Annotated in this window: 22 protein-coding genes; 17 read left to right on the top strand and 5 right to left on the bottom strand. The window is 66.3% G+C overall.

Features of this window, described 5'->3' with window-relative positions:
* The first annotated feature begins 28 nt into the window (after positions 1-28).
* The 13 genes from sufC (at position 29) to ABQZ09_RS03525 (ending at position 13,746) form a co-directional block, all read left to right on the top strand.
* Positions 29-793 (top strand): Fe-S cluster assembly ATPase SufC, encoded by a 765-nt coding sequence (gene sufC, locus ABQZ09_RS03465; protein WP_349776130.1) that lies wholly within the window; start codon positions 29-31, stop codon positions 791-793.
* On the top strand, positions 793-2,055 hold the full coding sequence (gene sufD / locus ABQZ09_RS03470) for a Fe-S cluster assembly protein SufD (RefSeq protein ID WP_349776131.1): 1,263 nt from the start codon (positions 793-795) through the stop codon (positions 2,053-2,055). Before sufC ends, sufD begins: the two co-directional genes overlap by 1 nt.
* Entirely contained in the window at positions 2,052-3,296 is a 1,245-nt protein-coding gene (locus ABQZ09_RS03475; RefSeq protein WP_184438950.1) for a cysteine desulfurase, read from the top strand. Before sufD ends, ABQZ09_RS03475 begins: the two co-directional genes overlap by 4 nt.
* 350 nt (positions 3,297-3,646) lie before the next feature.
* Positions 3,647-4,186, top strand: a complete 540-nt coding sequence (locus ABQZ09_RS03480) for a GNAT family N-acetyltransferase (protein ID WP_184556411.1) — start codon at positions 3,647-3,649, stop codon at positions 4,184-4,186.
* The gene (locus ABQZ09_RS03485; protein ID WP_039404706.1) at positions 4,183-4,512 is read left to right on the top strand and encodes a non-heme iron oxygenase ferredoxin subunit; all 330 of its coding nucleotides are present in this window, start codon (positions 4,183-4,185) and stop codon (positions 4,510-4,512) included. The genes ABQZ09_RS03480 and ABQZ09_RS03485 overlap by 4 nt, the downstream gene beginning before the upstream one ends.
* A gap of 325 nt (positions 4,513-4,837) precedes the next feature.
* Positions 4,838-7,156 (top strand): TonB-dependent receptor, encoded by a 2,319-nt coding sequence (locus tag ABQZ09_RS03490; RefSeq protein WP_349776132.1) that lies wholly within the window; start codon positions 4,838-4,840, stop codon positions 7,154-7,156.
* A gap of 47 nt (positions 7,157-7,203) precedes the next feature.
* Complete coding sequence (locus ABQZ09_RS03495; RefSeq protein WP_039564681.1) at positions 7,204-7,890, top strand: Fe2+-dependent dioxygenase; 687 nt, start codon at positions 7,204-7,206, stop codon at positions 7,888-7,890.
* Positions 7,883-8,641, top strand: coding sequence for a tetratricopeptide repeat protein (locus tag ABQZ09_RS03500; protein WP_349776133.1), 759 nt, complete (start codon positions 7,883-7,885; stop codon positions 8,639-8,641). The genes ABQZ09_RS03495 and ABQZ09_RS03500 overlap by 8 nt, the downstream gene beginning before the upstream one ends.
* 6 nt (positions 8,642-8,647) lie before the next feature.
* Positions 8,648-9,289, top strand: a complete 642-nt coding sequence (locus ABQZ09_RS03505; RefSeq protein ID WP_349776134.1) for a PepSY-associated TM helix domain-containing protein — start codon at positions 8,648-8,650, stop codon at positions 9,287-9,289.
* A 21-nt stretch (positions 9,290-9,310) separates the two neighbouring features.
* Complete coding sequence (locus ABQZ09_RS03510) at positions 9,311-9,826, top strand: DUF2271 domain-containing protein (protein WP_184556426.1); 516 nt, start codon at positions 9,311-9,313, stop codon at positions 9,824-9,826.
* A 160-nt stretch (positions 9,827-9,986) separates the two neighbouring features.
* Complete coding sequence (locus ABQZ09_RS03515; protein ID WP_039564679.1) at positions 9,987-10,790, top strand: DUF4198 domain-containing protein; 804 nt, start codon at positions 9,987-9,989, stop codon at positions 10,788-10,790.
* 359 nt (positions 10,791-11,149) lie between these two features.
* A complete protein-coding gene (locus ABQZ09_RS03520) occupies positions 11,150-12,124 on the top strand; it encodes an FAD:protein FMN transferase (protein WP_228314147.1) in 975 nt (324 codons plus the stop codon).
* Positions 12,121-13,746, top strand: a complete 1,626-nt coding sequence (locus ABQZ09_RS03525; protein WP_349776135.1) for a sulfite reductase subunit alpha — start codon at positions 12,121-12,123, stop codon at positions 13,744-13,746. Before ABQZ09_RS03520 ends, ABQZ09_RS03525 begins: the two co-directional genes overlap by 4 nt.
* A gap of 9 nt (positions 13,747-13,755) precedes the next feature.
* Here ABQZ09_RS03525 and ABQZ09_RS03530 read toward each other — a convergent pair whose 3' ends face one another.
* On the bottom strand, positions 13,756-14,493 hold the full coding sequence (locus ABQZ09_RS03530) for a HutD/Ves family protein (RefSeq protein WP_349776136.1): 738 nt from the start codon (positions 14,491-14,493) through the stop codon (positions 13,756-13,758).
* Positions 14,494-14,792: 299 nt separating this feature from the next.
* Entirely contained in the window at positions 14,793-15,167 is a 375-nt protein-coding gene (locus ABQZ09_RS03535) for a ComEA family DNA-binding protein (RefSeq protein WP_005993268.1), read from the bottom strand.
* Positions 15,168-15,324: 157 nt separating this feature from the next.
* Here ABQZ09_RS03535 and ABQZ09_RS03540 point away from each other — a divergent pair, with 157 nt between their 5' ends.
* The 4 genes from ABQZ09_RS03540 to murU all read left to right on the top strand — a co-directional run bounded on the left by ABQZ09_RS03540 (position 15,325) and on the right by murU (position 19,369).
* Complete coding sequence (locus ABQZ09_RS03540) at positions 15,325-16,818, top strand: M20 family metallopeptidase (RefSeq protein WP_039404680.1); 1,494 nt, start codon at positions 15,325-15,327, stop codon at positions 16,816-16,818.
* 504 nt (positions 16,819-17,322) lie between these two features.
* Entirely contained in the window at positions 17,323-17,595 is a 273-nt protein-coding gene (locus ABQZ09_RS03545) for a GlsB/YeaQ/YmgE family stress response membrane protein (RefSeq protein ID WP_039404677.1), read from the top strand.
* Between the two features lie 47 nt (positions 17,596-17,642).
* Complete coding sequence (locus tag ABQZ09_RS03550; RefSeq protein ID WP_349776137.1) at positions 17,643-18,662, top strand: aminoglycoside phosphotransferase family protein; 1,020 nt, start codon at positions 17,643-17,645, stop codon at positions 18,660-18,662.
* Positions 18,659-19,369, top strand: a complete 711-nt coding sequence (gene murU, locus ABQZ09_RS03555; protein WP_349776138.1) for an N-acetylmuramate alpha-1-phosphate uridylyltransferase MurU — start codon at positions 18,659-18,661, stop codon at positions 19,367-19,369. The genes ABQZ09_RS03550 and murU overlap by 4 nt, the downstream gene beginning before the upstream one ends.
* Before the next feature lie 392 nt (positions 19,370-19,761).
* Here the strand turns inward: murU and hda are convergent, their stop codons facing one another.
* From hda to ABQZ09_RS03570, 3 genes are read right to left on the bottom strand one after another with little or no spacing between them, the layout of a single operon-like run.
* On the bottom strand, positions 19,762-20,463 hold the full coding sequence (gene hda / locus ABQZ09_RS03560) for a DnaA regulatory inactivator Hda (RefSeq protein WP_039564673.1): 702 nt from the start codon (positions 20,461-20,463) through the stop codon (positions 19,762-19,764).
* Positions 20,460-21,626, bottom strand: a complete 1,167-nt coding sequence (locus ABQZ09_RS03565; RefSeq protein WP_349776139.1) for an AI-2E family transporter — start codon at positions 21,624-21,626, stop codon at positions 20,460-20,462. The genes hda and ABQZ09_RS03565 overlap by 4 nt, the downstream gene beginning before the upstream one ends.
* Entirely contained in the window at positions 21,623-22,735 is a 1,113-nt protein-coding gene (locus ABQZ09_RS03570; protein ID WP_039404664.1) for a DUF2066 domain-containing protein, read from the bottom strand. The genes ABQZ09_RS03565 and ABQZ09_RS03570 overlap by 4 nt, the downstream gene beginning before the upstream one ends.
* Positions 22,736-22,744 lie beyond the last annotated feature (9 nt).

A 22,744-nucleotide genomic window follows, 5' to 3' on the forward strand; every position in this document is an offset into this window, starting at 1 on the left:
CAATCCCAAATTTCGAATAACCAATCCCATGCTTACGATCAACAACCTCCACGCCAGCATCGCCGGCAAAGACATTCTCAAGGGCCTGTCGCTGGACATCCAGCCGGGCCAGGTGCACGCCATCATGGGGCCCAACGGCGCGGGTAAATCCACGCTGGGCAATGTGCTGGCCGGGCGCGACGGCTATGAGGTCAGCGCCGGCAACGTGCAGTTCGAAGGCAAGGACCTGCTCGACCTGCCGCCGGAAGAACGCGCCGCCGCCGGCCTGTTTCTGGCCTTCCAGTACCCGGTGGAAATCCCCGGCGTCAACAACACCTACTTCCTGCGCGCCGCACTCAATGCACAGCGCAGGGCACGTGGCGAGGACGAGCTGGACTCGATGCAGTTCCTCAAGCTGGTGCGCCAGAAGCTCGCCGTACTGCATCTGAAGGACGAGCTGCTGCATCGCGGCGTCAACGAAGGGTTCTCCGGCGGCGAAAAGAAGCGCAACGAGATCTTCCAGCTGGCGGTGCTCGAACCCAAGCTCGCCATCCTGGACGAGACCGACTCCGGCCTGGACATCGATGCGCTCAAGAGCGTGGCCGACGGCGTCAACGCATTGCGCTCGCCGGAGCGCTCGTTCCTGGTGATCACCCACTACCAGCGCCTGCTCGACTACATCAAGCCGGACGTGGTGCATGTGCTGGCCGAAGGCCGCATCGTGCAGAGCGGCGGCCCGGAGCTGGCGCTGGAACTGGAAAAACACGGCTATCACTTCCTCAAGGACCGTGTCGTGCCCGAGGTTGCCGCCTGATGAGCGCCCTGCTCGACTCCCTGGCACGCGGCTTCTGCGGTGACGATGCGCGCCGCGCCGAGCTGGATGCCGCGCTGCAGGCCGGTCTGCCCGGCCCGCGCGCCGAAGCATGGAAGTACACCTCGCTGCGGCAGCTGGAACGGCGCAGTTTCCACCCGGCGCCACTGGTACCGACCTTGGTCGATGCCGCCGTGCTGGACGACATTCCGACGCCACGGCTGGTATTCGTCAATGGACGGCCGTCGGCGGCGCTCAGTGAGGTGGCGAGCCTGCCGGACGGTGTACAGCTGGACACCCTGTCCGCCTCGATCGCCGCAGGCGATGACGCGCAGCATCTGCTCGGCCGTCGTTTCGAGGGCAGCGACGAGATCTTCGCCCGCCTCAATGCCGCGCTGGCCGACGAAGGCGTAGTGGTGCGTGTGCGCGACGGCGCGCAGATCGCGCTGCCGCTGCACCTCGTCTTTGTCAGCGTGGCCGGCGAGCACGATCTGTCCTGGCATCACCGCCATCTGATCGAACTGCGGGCCGGCGCAGCACTGAGCGTGGTCGAACACCATCTGCACGTCGGCGACGCGGCGCACCTGGACAACAGCGTGATGCATGTGCACCTGGGTCAGGACGCGGCGCTGTCGCATGCCCGCGTGCAAGCCGACAGCGCGCAAGCGACCTCGCTGCTGCGCACCGATGCCGTGCTCGCGCGCGATGCACGCTACCAGCGCGTGGATCTGGAACTGGGCGCCGGCCTGTCGCGGCACGAGCTCAACGTGCGCCTGGAAGGCAACAATGCACGGCTCACCGCCAACGGCGTGTTGCTGGGCAACGGCCGCCGCCATGTCGACACGCGCCTGGGCATCGACCATATCGCCCGCGATACCGCCTGCGAGCTGGTGTGGCGGGGTGTCGGCGCCGACCGCAGCCGCCTGGTGTTTCATGGCGGCATCCATATCCGGCCCGGCGCCGACGGCACCGACGCGCGGCTGTCCAACAAGAACCTGTTGCTGTCTGCCAACGCCGAGATCGACACCCAGCCGGTGCTGGTGATCGATGCCGATGAAGTGCAGGCTGCGCATGGCGCCACGGTCGGCCAGCTTGACGAAAACGCCTTGTTCTATTTGCGCTCCCGCGGCCTGCCGCAGGCCGAGGCACAGCGCCTGCTCAGCGCCGCGTTTTGCCACGAGCCGCTACGGGTTCTGCCTACGGCGTTGAGCGCCGTGCTGGCCTTGCAGCTGGACCGCGCCCTGAATTCGGCAGGTGTGGCATGAACGCGCCTGCCGTCGCTGCGGGTAGCGCCCCGGAGTGGGAGCGCGTCCGTTCTGACTTTCCGCTGCTGATGCGGCAGGTGCACGGCAAGCCGCTGATCTACTTCGACAACGCCAACACCGGGCAGAAGCCGCTGCAGGTCATCGCGGCCACCGATGAGTTCTATCGCCGTCAGAACGCCAACGTCAGCCGCGCCGTGCACGCGCTCGGCAGCGAAGCCACCGACGCGTTCGAGGGCGCCCGCAGCAAGCTGGCGCGCTTTCTCAACGTGCGCGCCGACGAGCTAGTGCTGTGCAGCGGCACGACCTTCGCAATCAATCTGGTCGCTTATTCCTGGGCCTTGCCGCGCCTGGGCGCCGGCGATGTGATCCTGATCTCGCGCATGGAACACCATGCCAACATCGTGCCGTGGCAGCTGGTGGCCCAGCGCACCGGCGCTACCATCCGTGTGGCCGAAATCACCCCCGATGGCGCGCTGGATCTGGACGCCTTGCGCAAGGCGATGACGCCCGAGGTCAAGCTGCTGGCGATCACGCATGTGTCCAATGTGCTGGGCACGGTCAATCCGGTGCGCGAGATCTGCCGCGAGGCGCGCAAGCGCGGCATCGTCAGCGTGGTGGACGGCTCGCAGGCGGCGCCGCATCGGCGTATCGATGTGGCCGGCATCGGCTGCGATTTCTATGCCATCACCGGCCACAAGATGTGCGGCCCCACCGGTACCGGCGCGTTGTGGGCACGCCGCGAACATCTGCAGGCCATGCCGCCATTTCTGGGCGGCGGCGAGATGATCAAGGAAGTGAGCTTCGAGAACACCGTTTTCAACGATGCCCCGCACAAGTTCGAAGCCGGCACGCCCAACATCGCCGGTTTCATCGGCCTGGGCGCGGCCGTGGAGTATCTGGAGTCGATCGGTCTGGACCACGTGGAAGCGCGCGAAGCCGAACTGCTGGCGCACTTCACCGAAGAGCTGCAGCGGATCGACGGCCTGCGTATCTTCGGCACCACGCCGGACAAGGCGGCCGTGGTGTCGTTCCTGATCGACGGCGCACATTCGCACGACCTGGCCACCCTGCTCGACCTGGAGGGCGTCGCGGTCCGCTCCGGCCAGCACTGCGCGCATCCGCTGCTGCAGTACTACGGTGTTGCGGCCACCTGCCGCGCCTCGCTGGCGTTCTACAACACGCACGACGAGATCGAGCGCTTTGTTGCGGCATTGAAGAAGGTACGGACGTTGCTTGGGTGAGTTGATTGTCGGGATTGGGGTTGGGATTCGTGGGAACCGTGTTCCCTGAGATCCGCGTTGCAGTTCCTTCTCCCATCGGGAGAAGGTGCCCCGAAGGGGCGGATGAGGGTACGTGCAAAGCCTGGCGTTGTTCGACTGCACGAGCGCTTCGCTCCGTACCCTCACCCCAACCCCTCTCCCGGGGGGGAGAGGGGCTCGCTTCTGCTTCCTCCGGCTTTGCCTGCACTGGTTGCGGATGGCCCAGCAGATCCTGCGTGCATTGCGGGGCTGCCATACATGTCTACATGCAACCGACCAAGCACCAGCGAACCCCGAATCACCCATTCCCGATTCCCGCTAAACTGCCCCCCATGCAGACCACCACTTTCCGCACCGCCACCGTTGATGACATCGACGCCCTTGTCCAGTTGGTGACCTCGGCCTATCGCGGCGACAGCAGCCGCGTGGGCTGGACCACGGAGGCCGACATTCTCGATGGCGCGCGTATCGATCCTGCAGTGCTGCGGCAGGACATCCTGCGTGAACGTAGCCTGGTGTTGCTGGTCGAGCAGGATGGCCGGCTGGTGGCGTGTGCCCACATCGCCGACGATGCGGGCGCCGGGTATTTCGGCATGTTCGCGGTCGACCCGACACTGCAGGGCAGCGGCCTCGGCAAGACATTGCTGGCCGAGGGCGAACGTATCGCCGCCACCGAATGGCAGCTGCCGGTCATGCGCATGACCGTGATCGATGTGCGCAACGAACTCATTGCCTTTTATGAGCGCCGCGGCTATCGCCGCACCGGCATCCTCAAGCCATTTCCGTACGGCGACGAACGCTTCGGCGTGCCGCTGCGTCAGGATCTGCGCTTCGAAGTGCTGGAAAAACCGCTGGACGGCGCATCCCCGTGAGCGAGACGTGGACCTTTGTCTGCGCCAGCGCAGCCTTGCTGCCCGGCGAACTGCAAACCGTGTGGGATGAAGTGACCGACGCGCCCATCGTGGTGTTCAACCTCGACGGCGAGCTGTACGCGCTGGAAGACCGCTGCAGCCATGAGGACTACGAACTGTCGCCCGGCAGCTTCGACCCGGTGGCCGGCACCATCGAGTGCCAGCTGCATAGCGCGCGCTTCGATATCCGCGACGGCCGCCCGCTGTGTGCACCCGCGTACACTGCCGTGCCCAAGTTTCCGGTCAAGCGCGAGCACGACGGCATCTGGACCCGCGACGACCGCTGAGGCGACCCGCAACCCCACGCTAGCGCCCGCCATCGGCGGACAGCGTGCGCCGTCGATCGGCGAAGATTGCAAAGAAGAATGATTTGCATTTAAGATCGCAGCCCTTCAGGTCTTCTTAACATCTGACCTGCCTGCGACCCCATGCGCCCTGCCCTGCCCGACACCTCTGATCCGCCTGTTGCCGGCCTGCGCTTTTCAGCGCCGCGCCGCCGCGCGTGTGGTGGCAGCCGGCGGGTCGCGGTGGGCTAGCGGCGGCGTTCGACCCTTCCCGCATCCGCCGAGCCATCGCCAGGCCGGAGCATCGCTTTCCTTTTCGAGACATCTCATGACTCCCAGGATTTCCCCGCTCACCTCGGCCGTGCTGTTGACGCTGTCCGCCCCCGCCCTTGCCCAACCTGGCGACGCGCCGGCCCCTCCGGGTGCAGTGGATCTGGATGCCATCCGGGTACAGCAGGAACGTGCGCAGAAGCCGTCCTCGCCCAAGTACACCGAAGCCCTGCGCGATACGCCGCAGACCATCACCGTGGTCACCAAGCAGACCATGGACCAGCAGAATCTGCTGTCCTTGCGCGATGTGCTGAGCACCCTGCCCGGCATCACCTTCGGTGCGGGCGAAGGCGGCGGCGGCTATGGCGACAGCATCAACCTGCGCGGCTTCACGGCAAGCAGCGACATCACCACCGACGGCGTGCGCGACAGCGCGCAATACAGCCGCAGCGATACCTTCAACCTGGAAGCGGTGGAGCTGATCAACGGCGCCAATTCGGCCATGTCCGGTGCCGGCTCGGTCGGCGGCAACATCAATCTGGTGACCAAGACGGCCGGCCAGGGCGACTTCACCAACGTGCTGATCGGTGGCGGCAGCGACCGCTACGGCCGCCTCACCGTCGACAGCAACCACGACTTCGACAACGGCGCCGCCGTGCGACTGAACGCGATGGGCCACACCCAGGACGTGCCGGGCCGCGATGAAGAATTCCGTCACCGCTGGGGCTTTGCGCCGTCGGTGGCCTTCGGCCTGGGCTCGGACACCCGCTTCACCCTGAGCTACCTGCACCAGCACGACAACAACCTGCCGCAGTACGGCGTGCCGTTTGCGCTCAGCCCGTTCAACGACGGCCCGCTGCCGGGCGTGGACCGCGAAACCTATTACGGCTATCGCAACACCTCGCGTCAGGAGATCGACGTCGACATGCTCACCGGCGTGCTGGACATGGACTTCAGTGACACCTTCAAGCTGCGCAGCCTGGCGCGTCTGCAGCGGGTGGACCAGAGCCTCAATGCCACCGCGCTGCAGGGCACCTGGTGCCTGCCCGATGGCACCGACCCGTACACCGGTCGCGCCTGCGTCGGCCAGCCGCCCGCCACCTGGAACCCGAACAGCGGCCCGCGCGGCCTGGTGCGCGAGACCGAGAATTTCATTGCGCACAGCCAGACCGATCTGACCGCCACGCTGCGTACCGGCGCCATCGAGCATCGCATCGTCGCCGGCGTGGCCTTCAGCAAGGAAGACTTCGAGCTGGACAGCGGTACGACCTTCCGCAATGCCGACGGCTCCACCACGGGCATCACCTACCCGCTGCAGAGCTTCGACAATCCGTACAACATCTGGACCGGCCCGCAGAACTATTTCCGCACCGCTCACAGCAAGGGCAGCCTGACCAACCAGGCGATCTACCTGTTCGATACGCTGCAGTTCAACGAGCAGTGGATGCTCAATGTCGGCGGGCGCTACGAGCACAACGAAGGCGATAGCACCACCTACACCGTCAACGCCGCCGGTGGCATCACCGGCGTTGCCGCAGGTTTCCCGGCCGGCAACGAAGAAGACCTGTTCTCCTACCGTGCCGGCCTGGTGTTCAAGCCGGTCGACAACGCCAGCCTGTATCTGTCCTACGCCAACAGCAAGACGCCCTCCAAGGCGTCGGTCAACGGCTCGTGCACGCCGATCGCCAGCGCCACCGCCGGTGCCAACTGCAATGTCGCGCCGGAAACGGCGGTCAACATCGAACTCGGCGGTAAATGGGACGTACTGGATGAGCGCCTGGCGCTGACCGCGGCGGTATTCCGCAACGAACGTGAGAACTACAAGGTCAACAGTGGCGACCCGCTGATTACCGAGCAGGTCCTGGACGGCAAGGCGCGCGTGGACGGCATCGCGCTGGGTGCGGCCGGCTACCTAACCGACCGCTGGTCGATCTTCGCCAATTACACCTTCCTGGACAGCGAAGTGCTGCAGAGCGTGTCCAATCGCACCGCCAGCCTCACCGGCGATCCGGTCGCCGGACGCGAACTGGTGCAGACCCCGCGCAATGCCGGCAACATCTGGACCACCTATTCGCTCAACCAGTGGACCTTTGGTTATGGCGTCACCTATCAGGGCGGCTTCTATCCGAACAATGCGTCGGGCGCGGCCTACATCAAGACCGACGATTACTGGGTGCACCGGGCGATGGTCGGCCTGCGCGTCAACGACTGGCTCAGCCTGCAGTTGAACGTCAACAACCTGTTCGACAAGGAGTACTACACCAGCGTGCGCAACAACCTGACCGCCAATGCCGCAGGCACCGTCACCGCCGGAAACGGCTGGGCATTGCCGGGCGACGGCCGCTCGGCAGTATTGAACGCCACCTTCAGTTTCTGACCCCCGGCACGCCGTCCGGCTGGCACGGACGGCGTGGAGAACACCGCATGTTGCTGCCCATTCCCGATGTGTTGACGCCCGCGCAGCTGCACACGTTGCGCGCGCGACTGGACGCGGCCGATTGGGCAGACGGCCGCATCACCGCCGGCCACCAATCGGCACAGGCCAAGGACAATGCGCAGCTGCCCGAAGACAGCGCGGTGGCGCGCGACGCCAGTGCGCTGGTGCTGGAGGCACTCTCGCGCAGCAGCACGTTCTTTTCGGCGGCATTGCCACGCCGGATCTATCCGCCGTTGTTCAACCGCTACAGCGGCGGGCAGTCGTTCGGCTATCACGTCGACAACGCGGTACGGTACGACCGCAGTCGCGGTGGCGCCGAACCGGTACGTACCGATGTGTCGGGCACGCTGTTTCTCAGCGACCCGGATAGTTACGACGGTGGCGAGCTGGTGATCGAAGATACCTACGGCACCCAGTCGGTCAAGTTGCCGGCCGGGCACCTGGTGATCTACCCCGGCACCAGCCTGCACAAGGTGATGCCCGTGACGCGCGGTACGCGGGTGGCGTCGTTCTTCTGGACCCAGAGCATGCTGCGCGACGACGCGCAGCGCCGCCTGTTGTTCGAACTGGATGTCTCGATCAGGCGCCTCACACAAGACACGCCCGGCCATCCGTCGCTGGTCCAGCTCACCGGCGTCTATCACAACCTGCTGCGGCAATGGGCCGATGTCTGAGCCTGCACTGGACCCTGCGCAGTGGATCGGCCTGCTGCGCACGCAGCCGGACCAGGCTGTCGCGTTGCTGCGCAGGGCCGCGGCCGGTCACGATGCGAATGCGCAACTGCTGCTCGCCCAGATCTATGCCGAAGGGCGCGGCATCGCCGCAGACCCAGCCCTGGCAATGCTGTGGTACGAAGTGGCCGCCAATGGCGGGCATCCGGAGGCGATGAATCAACTGGGCCGCTGCCATGAGCTGGGGTTTGGCACTGCCGCCAACGAGATGCTGGCGGCCTTGTGGTACCGCCGCGCCGCCGAGCACGACCTGGTGTGGGGCATGTACAACCTGGCGCATCTGCACGCCTCCGGCCGGGGTGTGGCGCAGGACCATGCGCAGGCCCTGGCGCTGTATCGCCGCGCGGCCGAGCGTGGCCACGCCAAGTCGATGAACTTTCTGGCGCGTTATCTCGACCAGGGCCTGGCCTGCAGCCCCGATCCGCTGGCCGCGCGCCACTGGTATCGCCGCTCCGCCGAAGCCGGCGATTTCCGTGGCCAGGCAAGCTATGCCACCTTGCTGGCAGACAGTGGCGAACTGGATCTGGCCGAACAGTGGATGCGTCGCGCCATCGCCGGGGGACACGCCGGCTTCCTGCGTCAGCTCACGCCGGTGCTGGCCAATGCACCGCAGCCGCGCCTGCGCGCAATGCTGGGCCAGGCGGCCCTGCGGCAGGCGCACCTGCAGCCGTCCGCTCCTGCGGACGTGGCATAGACCCGCATGTCCACCTCGAACGACGCCGTCGCCAACGCCCAGCAACGCCGCGGATTCTGGTTGCGCATGCTGCATCAGTGGCACTGGATCAGTTCGGCGTTGTGCCTGATCGGCATGCTGCTGTTTACGCTCACCGGGCTGACCCTGAATCACGCTGCACGCATCGAAGCCAGCCCATCGACCGAGCAGCGCGCACTGACCCTGCCGCCTGCGCTGCTGACCACCCTGGGCGACAGGCCAGAGGGGGGCGACGCACCACTGCCGCCACGCGTGGCGCATTGGCTGGAGCGCGAGCTGGACACCGGCATCGGCGCGCGCAGCGGCGAGTGGTCCGCGGACGAGGTGTACGTGGCCCTGCCCCGCCCAGGCGGCGATGCCTGGTTGAGCCTGGACCGCCACACCGGCGCGATCGAATACGAATCCACTACGCGTGGCGCGATCGCCTACCTCAACGACCTGCACAAGGGCCGTAACGCGGGGCCGGCCTGGGGCTGGTTCATCGACGTGTTCGCCATCGCCTGCCTGGTGTTCTGCATCACCGGCCTGTTCCTGCTGCACCTGCATGCCCGTCAGCGCAGCATGACCTGGCCGCTGGTCGGCCTTGGCCTGCTGGTGCCGCTACTGCTTGCCTTGCTGTTGATCCACTGACCCTCGTTACCGGAGACGATCATGCGCGCCACCCTGACCATCGCCCTGAGCGGCCTGCTCGCCATGCCGGCGTATGCGGCCACGCTCGACATCAACGTCGAAATCCCCAAGCTCAATGTCGCCGAATATCACCGCCCTTATGTGGCGATCTGGCTGGAAGGCGCCGATCAGAAAGTCGCGGCCAACCTGGCGGTCTGGTACCAGTCCAAGGACACCGCCGAAGGCCACGGCACCAAGTGGCTGCCGGACCTGCGCCAGTGGTGGCGCAAGAGCGGCCGCACCCTGACCGTGCCGGTCGATGGCGTGACCGGCCCGACCCGCCCGGCCGGCGCGCACGCGCTGTCGTTCTCCGACACCAAGGGCGCGCTGAAGGCGCTGCCGGCCGGTCAATACACGCTGGTGGTGGAGGCCGCGCGCGAAGTCGGCGGGCGTGAGTTGGTCAAGGTGCCTTTCACCTGGCCGGCCACGTCTGCGCAATCCGCCAAGGCCAGCGGCAGCAGCGAGCTGGCCACGGTCAGCCTGACTGCCAAACCGTGATGCGCGAGCGCGCCGCGGCCAGGCATGCAGCGGCGCGCAGGACGCACGCGGTTTCCTCGCAGCAAACACGCTCTACCTCGCCGGCCTATTGCCCCCGCAGCGCCGCAGCGCGCTGCTCAACCACGCGCCCCATCGACCTGATCGTCTTCAAGGAGTTGTCATGACACGTTCGCTCGCCCTGATCGCCATGCTTGCCGCACTTCCTGTCAGCGCGCTGGCCCACAAGGCCTGGCTGCTGCCTTCGCAGACCGTGCTGGCCGGCGAAGCCCCGTGGATCACCGTCGATGCGGCGGTGTCCAACGACCTGTTCTACTTCAATCACGTGCCGCTGCGCCTGGACAACCTGAGCATCACTGCGCCGGACGGCAGCACGCTCAAGCCGGAAAATCCGGCAACCGGCAAATACCGCAGCGTGTTCGACCTGCAACTCACCCAGCCGGGCACCTACAAGCTCGGCATCGTCAACGCCGGCCTGTTCGCCAGCTGGAAGGAAGACGGCAAGCCCAAGCGTTGGCGCGGCAACGAAGCCAGCTTCGCCACCGACGTGCCGAAAAATGCGCAGGAGCTGCAGGTCTCGCAATCGCTCAACCGCGTAGAGACCTTCGTTACCCGCGGCGCTCCCACCACCACCGTATTCAAGCCCACCGGCAAGGGCATCGAGCTGCTACCGGTCACCCACCCCAACGATCTGGTGGCCGGCGAAGCGGCGCAGTTCACCCTGCAGCTGGATGGCAAGCCGGCAGCCGGCCTCGAGATCGAAATTGTGCGAGGCGGCACCCGCTATCGCGATGCGCAACATGAAATCAAGCTCAAGACCGACGCCAAGGGCAACTTCAGCGTGACCTGGCCGGAAGCGGGCATGTACTGGCTGGAGACCACCAGCGAAGACACAAGGACCTCGCTGCCGCAGGCCAAGCAGCGTCGCCTGGGCTATGTGGCAACGCTGGAAGTGCTGCCGCAATAAGAGCGGCTGACGCCATTGCTGCGCACCAGCTGGCAGACGCGGTCGGTGCTCGGCATCTGCGTGTCCTCGTGCACTTTCGGCTCATGTGCAGGGCCAATGCCCACCTGGCGACTGCTTGCTAGCTTTCTTGGCCGCAGTGACGGCAGCGCGCGCAACGGTTCTGGTGACATACCAGGACCGTGCACGAGGGAGCCGTCGCCCCGCGCTACCGTCCGCGTCGCAACGGTCCACGCCGGGATGCTGGAAGGATGCGCACAGCAGAGGGCATTGATCGCCGAACCGCCAGCATGCGGATGCAATCGGCTGCGCCGCACCTCACCATGGCGTTCCTGTCGCAGCGCCCGCCCACCAGTCCACGTATGAACTCACCGATTCCCGCAGACGCAACGCTTGCCACCCTGGGCGGCCGCAGCATGGGCACCACCTGGAGCGTGAAGCTGGTGGCGCCACGCGCGCGCGACCTGCATCCCCTGCATGCAGGCATCCAGACTGCGCTCGACCGGGTGGTGGCGCAGATGAGCACCTGGGAAGCGGGCTCGGACATCAGCCGCTACAACCGTGCTGCTGCGGGAGGCTGGCATCCCTTGCCCGAGGATTTCCAGCGCGTGCTGCACGCCGCACTGCAGATCGCGCAGGCCAGCGGTGGCGCGTTCGATCCGACCATCGGGCCGCTGGTCGAGCTGTGGGGTTTTGGCCCTTCCGGCGGCCGGCGACGCGTGCCCTCCCCCGAGCAGATCGCATTGGCCAGCCTGCGTTGCGGGTGGCAGCGACTGGAGCTGGATGGCCAGCGGCTGCTGCAGCCAGGTGCCGTCGCGCTGGACCTGTCCGGCATCGCAAAGGGATACGGCGTGGATTGTGTGCACCACGCGCTGATCAAGGCCGATATCGCCAGCGCCCTGATCGAGGTCGGCGGCGAGTTGTTCGGCTATGGACGCAAGCCCGATGGCAGCGCCTGGCGCGTGCTGGTCGAATCCGCGCCCGATGAAGAGGCTGGCGCTGCACTGCCGCCCCGCGTAGTCGCCCTGGACGGACTGGCCGTGGCCACCTCCGGCGATCGCTGGCACCGTTTCGACGCGGACGGAACGCGCTACACGCACACGCTGGACCCGCGCACGGGTTCCCCGATCGCGCATGCGCCCGCTGCCGTGACCGTGCTCGCGTGCGATGCGATGCATGCCGATGCCTGGGCCACTGCAATGACCGTCCTTGGCGCCGATGCCGGGCTGGCCTACGCACGCAACGCCAACCTGGCCGTGCGCTTTCTGACCCGACAGGACGGCGCCCTGAGCGAAGCGATGAGCCCCGCGTTCGAGCAGCACCTGGCGGCGTCGTGAGCGGCACACCTGCCCGCATCTGGTTTGGCAATGGCGCGCTGCTGCTCGCCCTGGCCGCGCTGGGCGCATGGTTTGCCAGCCTGCATGCTGGCACATGGTGGAGCGCGCCCACTCCGCATCGCTGGCAGTGGGCCGGCCTTGGCGTGGCGAGCTATGCAGGATTGTGCACCGCCATCTTCCTCCGCCGCCGCACCCGGACCGGTGCGCCGCACGGGCGCGGCAGCAGCCTGCTGATCGCGTGGGCAAGCCAGACCGGGTTCGCACGCGAGCTTGCCGAACGCAGCGCAGCGGCATTCCAGTTGGCAGGCATTGGCGCCCACGCGTTGCCGCTGGAGGCGGTCAGTGCGGAGCAACTGGCGCGCGTACCGCGGTTGTTGTGCATCGTCAGCACCACCGGCGAGGGCGATGCGCCGGATCACGCACAGGTAGCAGAGCGCGACTGGCTCAGCGACGACGGGCAGGATCTGGCAGCCGTGCAGTACGCGGTGCTGGCACTGGGCGATCGGCGATACGCGCAGTTCTGTGCGTTCGGTCGTCGCCTCGATCATCGCCTGCAGGCGCGTGGCGGCGTCCGTCTGTTCGAGCGCATCGAGGTCGACAATGCCGACCCGCTTGCGCTGAAACGGTGGCAGCACCATCTGGCAGCACTCACACCTGCGCTCGATGCGCAGCCGAACTGGAGCCTGCCGACTTATGCCGCCTGGCAGCTACGCGACCGTTGCCACGTCAATCCTGGCAGTGCCGGCGCAGCGGTCCATCGGCTTCGGCTCACGCCCTGCGAGGGGCCGCTGCCGCACTGGCAGGCTGGCGACATCGCCGAGATCACCCCGCAAAATCCGCCGGAGCAGGTGGAGGCCTGGTTGCAGCAGCACCGATGCGATGGCGCGCGGATGATCGACGGCCGCCCGCTGCGCGACTGGCTCAGCGGCGCGCGTTTGCCTGACGATGTTGATGCCGATGCCGATGCCGCGATATTCAATGCAGACCTCGACGCGTTGGTGCACAACCTGGTTGCGTTGCCGCATCGCGAGTATTCGCTGGCATCGATCCCCGAGGAAGGACACGCCGAACTGCTGATCCGCGAACACCGGCAGGCCGATGGACGCCCAGGCGTCGGCAGCGGCTGGCTTTGCCTGCATGCGCCGATCGGTGCACACATCGCGTTGCGTGTGCGCAGCAATCCGGGCTTTCATCCACCGGTACCGGAGCACCCCATGCTGCTGATCGGCAATGGCACCGGCATCGCCGGGTTGCGCGCGCATCTGGTCGCACGCATTGCCGCAGGCGCGCGCAACAACTGGTTGATCTTCGGCGAACGCAATGCCGCATACGACGCGCTCTACACCGAAGAATTGCAGCAGTGGCGGCGTGAGGGCTGGATCGCCCGTCTCGATCTGGTGTACTCGCGCGACCAGGACGCCGCGCCGCGCTACGTACAACATGTACTCACCGCCGCTGCCGACACCTTGCGCCAGTGGGTCGACCGCGGCGCCCGCCTCTATCTCTGCGGTAGCCTGCGCGGCATGGCACCCGACGTCGATCGCGCACTCGACACCATTTTAGGAACCGAACTCAGGCAGGCGCTGGTGGACAGCGGCCGCTACCGCCGCGACGTGTACTGAGCCTGTGGCCTACTCGGCCGCGCCCGGATACGGGCTCACCCGAATCGCCAGCAACTCGCCACCGCCATCCAGAACGTAGCGACTGCGTGTCGCGGCGCTCAGCCAGGCGGTATCGCCGGCCGCCAACGGCGGCAGCGCACTATCGCGGCCAAAACTGGCCTGACCGGCCAGCAAATGGATCGCCCAGGCGTTGGAAGGGTCGGCGAAAAACAGCATGGTGCCGACCAGGGGCCGATGCAGCAGCTCGGTCCGCAATAGATCGCGCCGCCACATCAGGTTGAAGTCCTGGGTCGGCCCGTCAAGCAGTTCGGCACTCACCGTCTCTTCGCCCGCAAATCGGACGCGCTGGTAAGGCGGCAGCAACGCCACACGACGGCCCGCACGAGAGGAGGCCACGCCAGCAGCCGCGTTGATCAGAAGGCCGCCGCTCTGACCTGTCTCTGTACCTGCATCTGCATCTGCACCTGCAGCATCGCCATGGCCCGCATCACCATCGGCGGCGTGCTCGCCGTTGCCAAACTGCAGCCGCATGCCGTTACCGTGCAGCAGCACCAGTTCGCGGTCGACGCCCGGAAACGCAGAAAACACAGCGTCCTGCTCGATCTCGGCGATCGACAGGCGTAGCGCCCAGTGCTCGGCGTCCCCAAGCCGCAGGATCTCGCGCGTCCACCCCAATTGATTGCGCCAGCGCTCGCGGCGGTAGTCGGTGGCCGGAATCACCCGGCTGCTCAGGTCTGTCAGCTGCATCGGCGCATTGTGCCCGAAGCCCTGCCGTCACAGCGTCACCCGCCCTCGATGGCCGGGCACGCAGACATCACCGCTGCCCTGCCCCGCCTGCCCAGCACGGCCCTCGCTCATGGAGTGGACCAGTTTCCGCGGAGCCGCCAGTTCCGCCTGCCCCAACGAAAAACGCCCGGCTGCACATCCAAGTGCAACACCGGGCGATTCCACGTCCTTGTCGGCTTCCAGCCATCCCCCAGACATCCTGTCCAGTTAGGTTGCGGCCACGCATCCTCGCGTCGAACCGTATCTCGGATCCCTTCCCCTTAACGCCGTCCCACCGGTTTCACCGCCGCCCCCTTGGCAGCCTTCTTGGCGGGAGCCATCGTGGCTCCTACCTCGATCAGGTCGCGATTCCGTTCGACCGTCTTGAGTCCGATGCCCTTGACCAGTGCCAGTTCCTCGGCACTTTTGAAGGGACCGTTTGCCTGACGGTGCTCGACGATTGCCTCGGCTTTTGATCGCCCGACGTTCGTCAGCACCTTGTCCAATTCCTCAGCAGACGCGGTATTGATATCGACCTTCTCAAGCGCGTACGCATTTGAGGACAACAGCAACGCCAGTAGCAGGGACTTCAGGACTACGGTAAATGACTTCATTGCAACGCTCCTTGTGGCTTGGGTGATGGTCCTAGCCAGCATTCCTGCCGGCGGAGCCAGTGTCCCGCGCCACATGCAGCAATCCTATCGCCAACGAACTTTTCACACAGCCGGTGAACTGCGCGCCGCCTTGTAGGGAAATCCCTACCCCATGTCACCGGCGTAGAATGTGCTGCTACGTCACGCATTCGGAGCCTCCATGGACAGCGCCAAGATCGACCAATTCATCAGCGACACCTGGGACCGCGAGATCGTCCCGCAACTGGTCGATTACATCCGTATTCCCAACAAGTCGCCGATGTTCGACACCGATTGGGTGGCCAACGGATACATGGAGCAGGCCGTCACCCTGATGGAAAGCTGGGCGCGGGCACAGGCGATCGACGGCATGCAGGTCGAGGTGGTGCGCCTGGAAGGCCGCACGCCGTTGATCTTCATCGAGATCCCGGCCACCGGCCCGGAATCGGGCGACGACACCGTGTTGCTGTACGGGCACCTGGACAAGCAGCCGGAAATGACCGGCTGGGATGCCGACCTTGGCCCCTGGGAGCCGGTACTGCGCGACGACAAGTTGTACGGCCGCGGTGGCGCCGACGACGGCTACGCCATCTACGGCTCGCTGGCGGCGATCCTGGCACTGCGCACGCAGGGCCTGCCGCACGCGCGTTGCGTGGTGCTGATCGAGGCCTGCGAAGAGTCCGGCAGCTACGACCTGCCGGCCTACGTGGACCACCTGGCACAGCGCATCGGCAAGCCGTCGCTGGTGGTCTGCCTGGACTCGGGCTGCGGCAATTACGAGCAGCTGTGGTGCACCACCTCGTTGCGCGGCCTGACCGGCGGCAACCTCACGGTGAAGGTACTGGAAGAAGGCGTGCACTCCGGCGACGCATCCGGCGTGGTGCCGTCCAGCTTCCGGCTGTTGCGTCAGCTGCTCTCGCGCATCGAAGACGAAACCAGTGGCCGCATCCTGCTGGACGGCCTGCATGTCGAGGTGCCGGCGGAACGACTGAGCCAGGCCAAGGCTGCAGCGGCAACGCTGGATACCGCCATTTTCGACAAGTTCCCGATGGTCGATGGCCTGGTGCCGATGCATGAGGACCTCACCGAGCTGGTGTTGAACCGCACCTGGCGCCCGGCGCTGTCGATCACCGGTGTGGACGGCATGCCGCCGCTGGCCTCGGCCGGCAACGTGCTGCGTCCGCAGACGGCGGTGAAGCTGTCGCTGCGGCTGCCGCCGACGGCCGACGGCAAGGCCTGCGGCGAGTTGCTCAAGGAAGCGCTGCTGCGTGATCCGCCCAACGGCGCCCAGGTGACGCTGGAGCTGGAGAAGGCATCGTCCGGCTGGAATGCACCGGCCATGGCGCCGTGGCTGGAAAAGGCCATCGACGACGCCAGCCAGGCGTTTTTCCACAAGCCGGCGATGTACATGGGTGAAGGCGGCTCGATCCCGTTCATGGGCATGCTGGGCGAGAAGTTCCCCGGTGCGCAGTTCATGATCACCGGCGTGCTGGGGCCCCACTCCAATGCACACGGTCCGAACGAGTTCCTGCACATCCCGATGGGCAAGCGCGTCACCGCCTGCGTATCGAAGGTGATCGCCGACCATCACGCGGCCTGTCTGCGCGGCGAAACCAGTGGCTCGCCGGTAGCGGCCGATAGCGGCACCCGGCATGGAGGTCATGGGTGCTGTTGAGTTAGCGGTTGAACCGATGCATGCGGTTGGCTTGCATCGGTCGATAGGAAAGCTGAGGGCGATTCGTGCGGGTGCTTGCGTGGTTAGTGGGCTGGCTGGTTGGCGAGAAGGCTCCTGGTGCACTTGGCTCTGCCTGGCCTTACGCGTCGCCTGGCCCCGTACCCTCACCCCAACCCCTCTCCCGATGGGAGAGGGGCTTAGGATCTGCTCCTCTTCGGATTTGGGAGTGGCTTGCCGATGCAGAGCCGTTGTCTTTCCCTGAAGCGTCGCCTGCGATGCCTTTGGTTTTGCAAACCTCATCCGCGATATTTTTCTGCGGACATGTCTCTTGGAAGCGGCTGGTCGGGGAGATGGCTTCGCACGAATCAAAAGCGCACAGCGGCAGAAGCCAATCACTACGCTCTCTGAAGCCGATGCATCGGCGCGGTCGCTCCTGCGCCCGCGGCGCCAGGTAGCGACATCCGAAATGCTAGGCTGCCGATCCCGTCCACTCGCGGTGCTGCGATGAACAATCTATTTGGTAGCGATAGCTGGCTCTACATCCTGCTGGTCGGTTTTGTCGTCGGGCTGCTGGCGCGTTTCATTACGCCCGGTACCCAGCGCCTGGGCTGCCTGCTGACCATCGTGCTCGGGATCGCCGGTGCAGTGGTTGCCAGTTGGTTTGGGCGCTACATGGGGTGGTACCGCGCAGGCGAGCCGGCCGGTTTCCTTGGCGCATTGCTCGGTGCCATCGCCATCCTCGCGCTGCTGCGGTTGTTCAGCGGCAGCAAACGCTGAGCGCTGCCCGCGCGCCTGACCCACCACGACACGACAGCTCAGAACACATGACGTCATCACCTTCGGACACTGCGCGCGACGCGCTGCGCCTGCACTGGGCGCGCCAGGCCCTCAACGATTCACACGCCACGCTGCAGCGCGCGTCCATGGACGCCGGGTTTCGCAGTTACTGGCGCACGCAGGGCAGTGGCGTCGATCGCATCGTGATGGACGCGCCACCAGCGCTGGAGAATGTAGCGCCGTGGTTGCGCATGCACGGCGTGCTGCGTGAGCACGGCGTGCGCGTGCCGCAGGTGCTGGCGCAGGAGTTGGAGAGCGGATTCCTGCTGCTTGAGGATCTGGGCGTGCCGACGTTGGCGCAGGTGTTGACCGACGCCAACGCCGATGACCTGATCGATGGTGCCATCGCGCAGTTGCTGTTGCTGCAGCAGATTCCGCCGCCTGCCGACAGCGGAGTGTTCGGCGAGGCGCTGCTGCAACGCGATGCGGGACTGTTCGAGGAATGGTTTCTGGGACGCCATCTCGGCGTGCAGCTGGACTGTGGCCATGCCGAGCAACTGCAATTGGTGCAGCGCCGTTTGATGGACAACGCCCTGGCGCAGCCACGCGTGTTCACCCATCGCGATTTCATGCCGCGCAATCTGATGCCGGTGGCCGATGGCCCGGCAGTGCTGGACTTTCAGGATTGCGTGATCGGCCCGATCGCCTACGACCCGATCAGCCTGTTCAAGGACACCTCGGTGAGCTGGCCGATCGCCCGCGTGGACGGTTGGCTGCAGCGCTACCACGCGCGCGCATGTGCGGCCGGATTACCGGTACCGCCGCTGGCGCAATTTCTGCGCGATGCGGACTGGATGGGCGTGCAACGGCATTTGAAGAATCTGGGTATTTTTTCGCGGCTGAGCCATCGCGATGGCAAGCATTGGTATCTGGAGAACGTGCCGCGTTTCATCACGTATCTGGACGAGGTACTGCCTCGCTACACCGAGCTTGCGCCGTTGCTCGGCCTGCTGGACGAGGTGATCAAGCCCGCACTGGCTGCACGCGCGCAGCAGGTCACGGCATGAAAGCGCTGATCTTTGCCGCCGGATTCGGCGAGCGCATGCGCCCGCTCACCGAGCGCACGCCCAAGCCGCTGCTATCCGTCGGCGGCACGCCGTTGATCGTGTGGCATCTACGCAAATTGGCGGTACTGGGCGTGGACGAGGTGGTGATCAACACCTCGTGGCTGGCCGAGCAGTTTCCCCAGGTATTGGGCGACGGCAGCACGTTCGGTCTACGGCTGACCTATTCCTACGAAGGTGCGACGCCACTGGAAACCGGCGGCGGCATGCTGCATGCGCTGCCGCTGCTGGGCGATGCACCGTTTCTGCTGGTCAATGGCGACATCTGGACCGATTTCGATTTTGCCCGCCTGTCGCGTGCGCCGGAGGGATTGGCGCAGCTGGTGCTGGTCGACCAACCTGCATATGCAGCGCGTGCGGATTTCGCGCTGGACGCCGATGGCAAGGTACGCGCCGATCTCCCTGCTACGCATACCTACGCCGGCATCGGTGTCTATCGGCCGGCGTTGCTACGCGATTGGCCATCGGTGATTGGCCCGCTGCCAGCACAGGGCAGCACGGCGCCGCGGTTTGCGCTGGCGCCGATCCTGCGCGCGCAGATGGCAGCAGGCTTGGTCGATGGCATCCACCATGCCGGGCGCTGGACCGATGTCGGCACGCCGCAGCGATTGGCGGCGCTGGATGCGCAGTTGCTGCACGACGGCGGCTGATCGCAACCACACCGCTACAACGCCCGGCCGCGCACTGCGCATTGAGCGAATCACCCACATCGAGCATCTCGACGGGCCTTGCAGCCAGCCCGAGGGCCGTCGCACCTACTCTTATCCATGCGCACCGACCATCCCGACGGGTCCCTGCCCGCCCACCGTCGCGGGACCTCGAGCGGCATGGATGCCGCGCCAGAGCCTATGAGGACGTACTTGCGGCGTGTCCCGCGATGGTGGGCGGGCAAGGGCCTTGCAGCAGCGCCACAGACCATCCTCTCTGTAAGCTCTAGGCGTTGTGCTCCGACAGCCTGGGCGCTGCAGATAGACGCGCAGCTGGGAAGCGCAAGGCATACCGCGCCTCCCGGACAACGAGCGCAGTCATCCTGCCGACTGCTCTACGACCCACGATCCTCAAGCACACGCCGCAGGAACGGCACCGTGATGCGGCGCTTGGCGGCCAGCGATTCGCGATCCAGCCGATCCAGCAAGGCCACCAGACCGGCCAGCTCGCGCTCGCTATGGGTCAGCAACCAATCGATCGCCGCCTCGTCCAGAGCCAGGCCGCGCCGCTGCGCGCGGTCGCGCAGCACCGCCGCGCGCGCGGCATCGTCGAGTACCGGCAAGCCGATGCGGATGCATTGCGACAGGCGCGAGCGCAGGTCCGGCAGGACCAGGGCCAGGCCATCGGGCATTTGTCGGGCGGTGTAGAGCAGGCTGATGCCGGCCGCGCGCGCACGGTTGTGGAAATCGAACAGCGCCACTTCGTCGTCGCGCTGCCCGGCAATGCTGTCCACGCCGTCCAGTGCGACCAGGCTGCGCCCTTCCAGCGCTTCGAGCGCATCGCGCAGCCGTCCAGCCGCCGCGTGCAGGGGCAGATACGCCGTTGCGCGCCCGGCCTGCTCGGCCGCAGCGCACACCGCCAGTGCCAGATGCGTCTTGCCGGTACCGGCGGGACCGGCCAGGTACAGCCAGTCGTTCACCTGCCCGGCCGCCAGCGCCTGCAATTGTGCAAGCAGGCCGTCGGGCGCGGCGATGTAACTGTCGAAACGCTGGTCGGATGGCGCGCGCAACGCCAATGGCAACTGCGGCACGCTCACGGCCGATCTGCGTCCTTGCTCGGGTCGATGATGATGCTGCGCTCGGGCGTGGACTGCAGCACGATGCCGGCCCGCTCGCCTGCATACAGGTCGCTGCGGGTGTACTGCTCATGCGCGTAGCGCAGCAGCACATTGGCCACCGCCGCCACCGGCAATGCCAGCAACATCCCGAGGAAGCCGAACAACTGGCCGCCGGCCATCACCGCAAAGATCACTGCCACCGGATGCAGGCCGATCTTGTCGCCGACGATGCGCGGGGTGAGCACGTAGCTTTCCAGCAACTGGCCAACGGTGAACACCACGCCCACGCCGATCAGCAGCTTCAGGTCCAGGCCCTGCGCCTGCACGATGGCCGCCAGCAGCGCGAGCACGATGCCGGTGGTCGCGCCCAGGTACGGAATGAAGCTGATGAAACCGGCGATGATGCCGATCAACAGCCCCAGGTTGAGCCCGATGATGGACAGGCCGGTGGCATAGATCGCGCCCAACGCCAGCATCACCAGGAACTGGCCGCGAATGAAGCCGCCCAGTACGTCGTTGGATTCGAGCGCCAACCGGCTCACCGTGCCGATGTAGGCACGCGGTATCACCGCCGCCACGCGCTCGACCAGCCGGTCCCAGTCACGCAGGAAGTAGAACGCCAGGATCGGCAGCAATGCCAGGTTGATCACCCAGGTCACCATCGCAAAGCCCGAGCGCGACACGTAGCCGAAGAAGGTCTTGGCGGCACCGCCGGCCTGTTCCCAATGGCTGCGGATCCAGTCGATCAGCCGCTCCGGGTCCAGCCAGCCCATCAGCTCCACGCCGGTCTTGGCTTCCAGCCATGGAATGGCGGTACTGATCGCCCAGGCGCGCATCTGCGGCAGTGCATCGATCAGGGTCATGATCTGGCGTTCGATCATCGGCACCAGGATCATCAGCGCTAGCACGAACAACAGCGTGGCCAGCACGAACACCAGGGCCACCGCCACGTTGCGCGAACGCCCGGCGCGCTCGATGCGGTCCACCAGCGGGTCGCCCAGCCACGCAAGCAGCAGGGCCAGCACGAAGGGCGTCAGGATCGGCGCCAGCAGCGAGATCACCCACAGCACACCGACGATCACCGCCGCCCATTTGAGGCGACGCAGGAATAAGGCGATCTCGGCTTCGGGAGTCAAAGTCATTTCAGGCGGTACTCGGCGCGCTCGTTTTCGAGAATGATCGGGCCCTCGGTCGGGACCGACACCGAGACCAGGGGACTATTGTCGCCGAGCATACGGTTGAGCCCGGAAATGCCCGTGAGCAATTCCAGATCCACTTCCATGCGGTCGCCATTGGCGCTGACCGGGCGGATGCTGCGCACCACCGACACGCCCTGCAGCGCAGCGGCAACCCGCAGGTAATCGTCGGCGCTATGGATGCCGGTGATCACCGCGCGGTATACGCCCGGCACCCCCGAGTCCACGCGCTTGGCATAGCGCTTGACCAGTGCATCGGCCGCGCCGTCGGCACCGGCCGCCATCGCACGCCGCGCATCGCCATCGCTGCTGGTCCAGCTGGACAACACATTGCCGTTGTCCACGAACACCCAGTCGGCGGTCCAGCCGGCGGCATTGCGGTAGAGCTTGCCGATCAGTTGCATCGGCGGGCTGTACTTGGCCGAGGCGCGCGACACCGCGGCGGTGTCCTTGCGCCAGATCGCGCCGGCCAGTACCTGCTCGGCAGCGGCGCCGCCCGGCAGGCCGAGCCGATAGCCACGCTCGATGGCGCGGTCGAGCACGCTGCGGGCGGCGTTGGCCTGGGCAACCCCGACCAGGCGCGGACCGCTGCCGTCATCGATGGCCAGCCACAGCACCGGCTTGGGCCGCGGCAGCGGCCAGACCGGCAGGCCCAGTGCCGCGATCAGTCCATCGACATCGGACTGCCGAAACCGTGCCACCAGGGTGGTGCGGAAGGTCGGCGCACCGGAGCGCGAAGTGCCCTGATCCTGGCGGTAGTCGTAGTGCTCGACGTAATTGGGCGCATTGCGCAGCGCCTGCGGCACCCCCGGCCGGCTCATCACAGAGCGATCGCCCGAGACCTTGCCCAGCACCGCGCCCAGCGCGCGCGCCAGGGCACCGGGGCGATCGGATTCGCTCTGGCTGTTGACCGGCACTTCGGCATCGTACGCGCTCTGCGCTTTGGCGACGTCGCCTTCGGTGCGCAGGTCGGCCTGCGCAAAGGCCGGAACGGCGGGCATGGCGACCACGAGGGCGAGAAAGAAAGCGAGACTGCGGCGCATCGACGGTTCCATGGCATAGGC

This window comes from Xanthomonas sp. WHRI 6106, from assembly GCF_040202405.1.
GTDB classification, from domain to species: domain Bacteria; phylum Pseudomonadota; class Gammaproteobacteria; order Xanthomonadales; family Xanthomonadaceae; genus Xanthomonas; species Xanthomonas cannabis.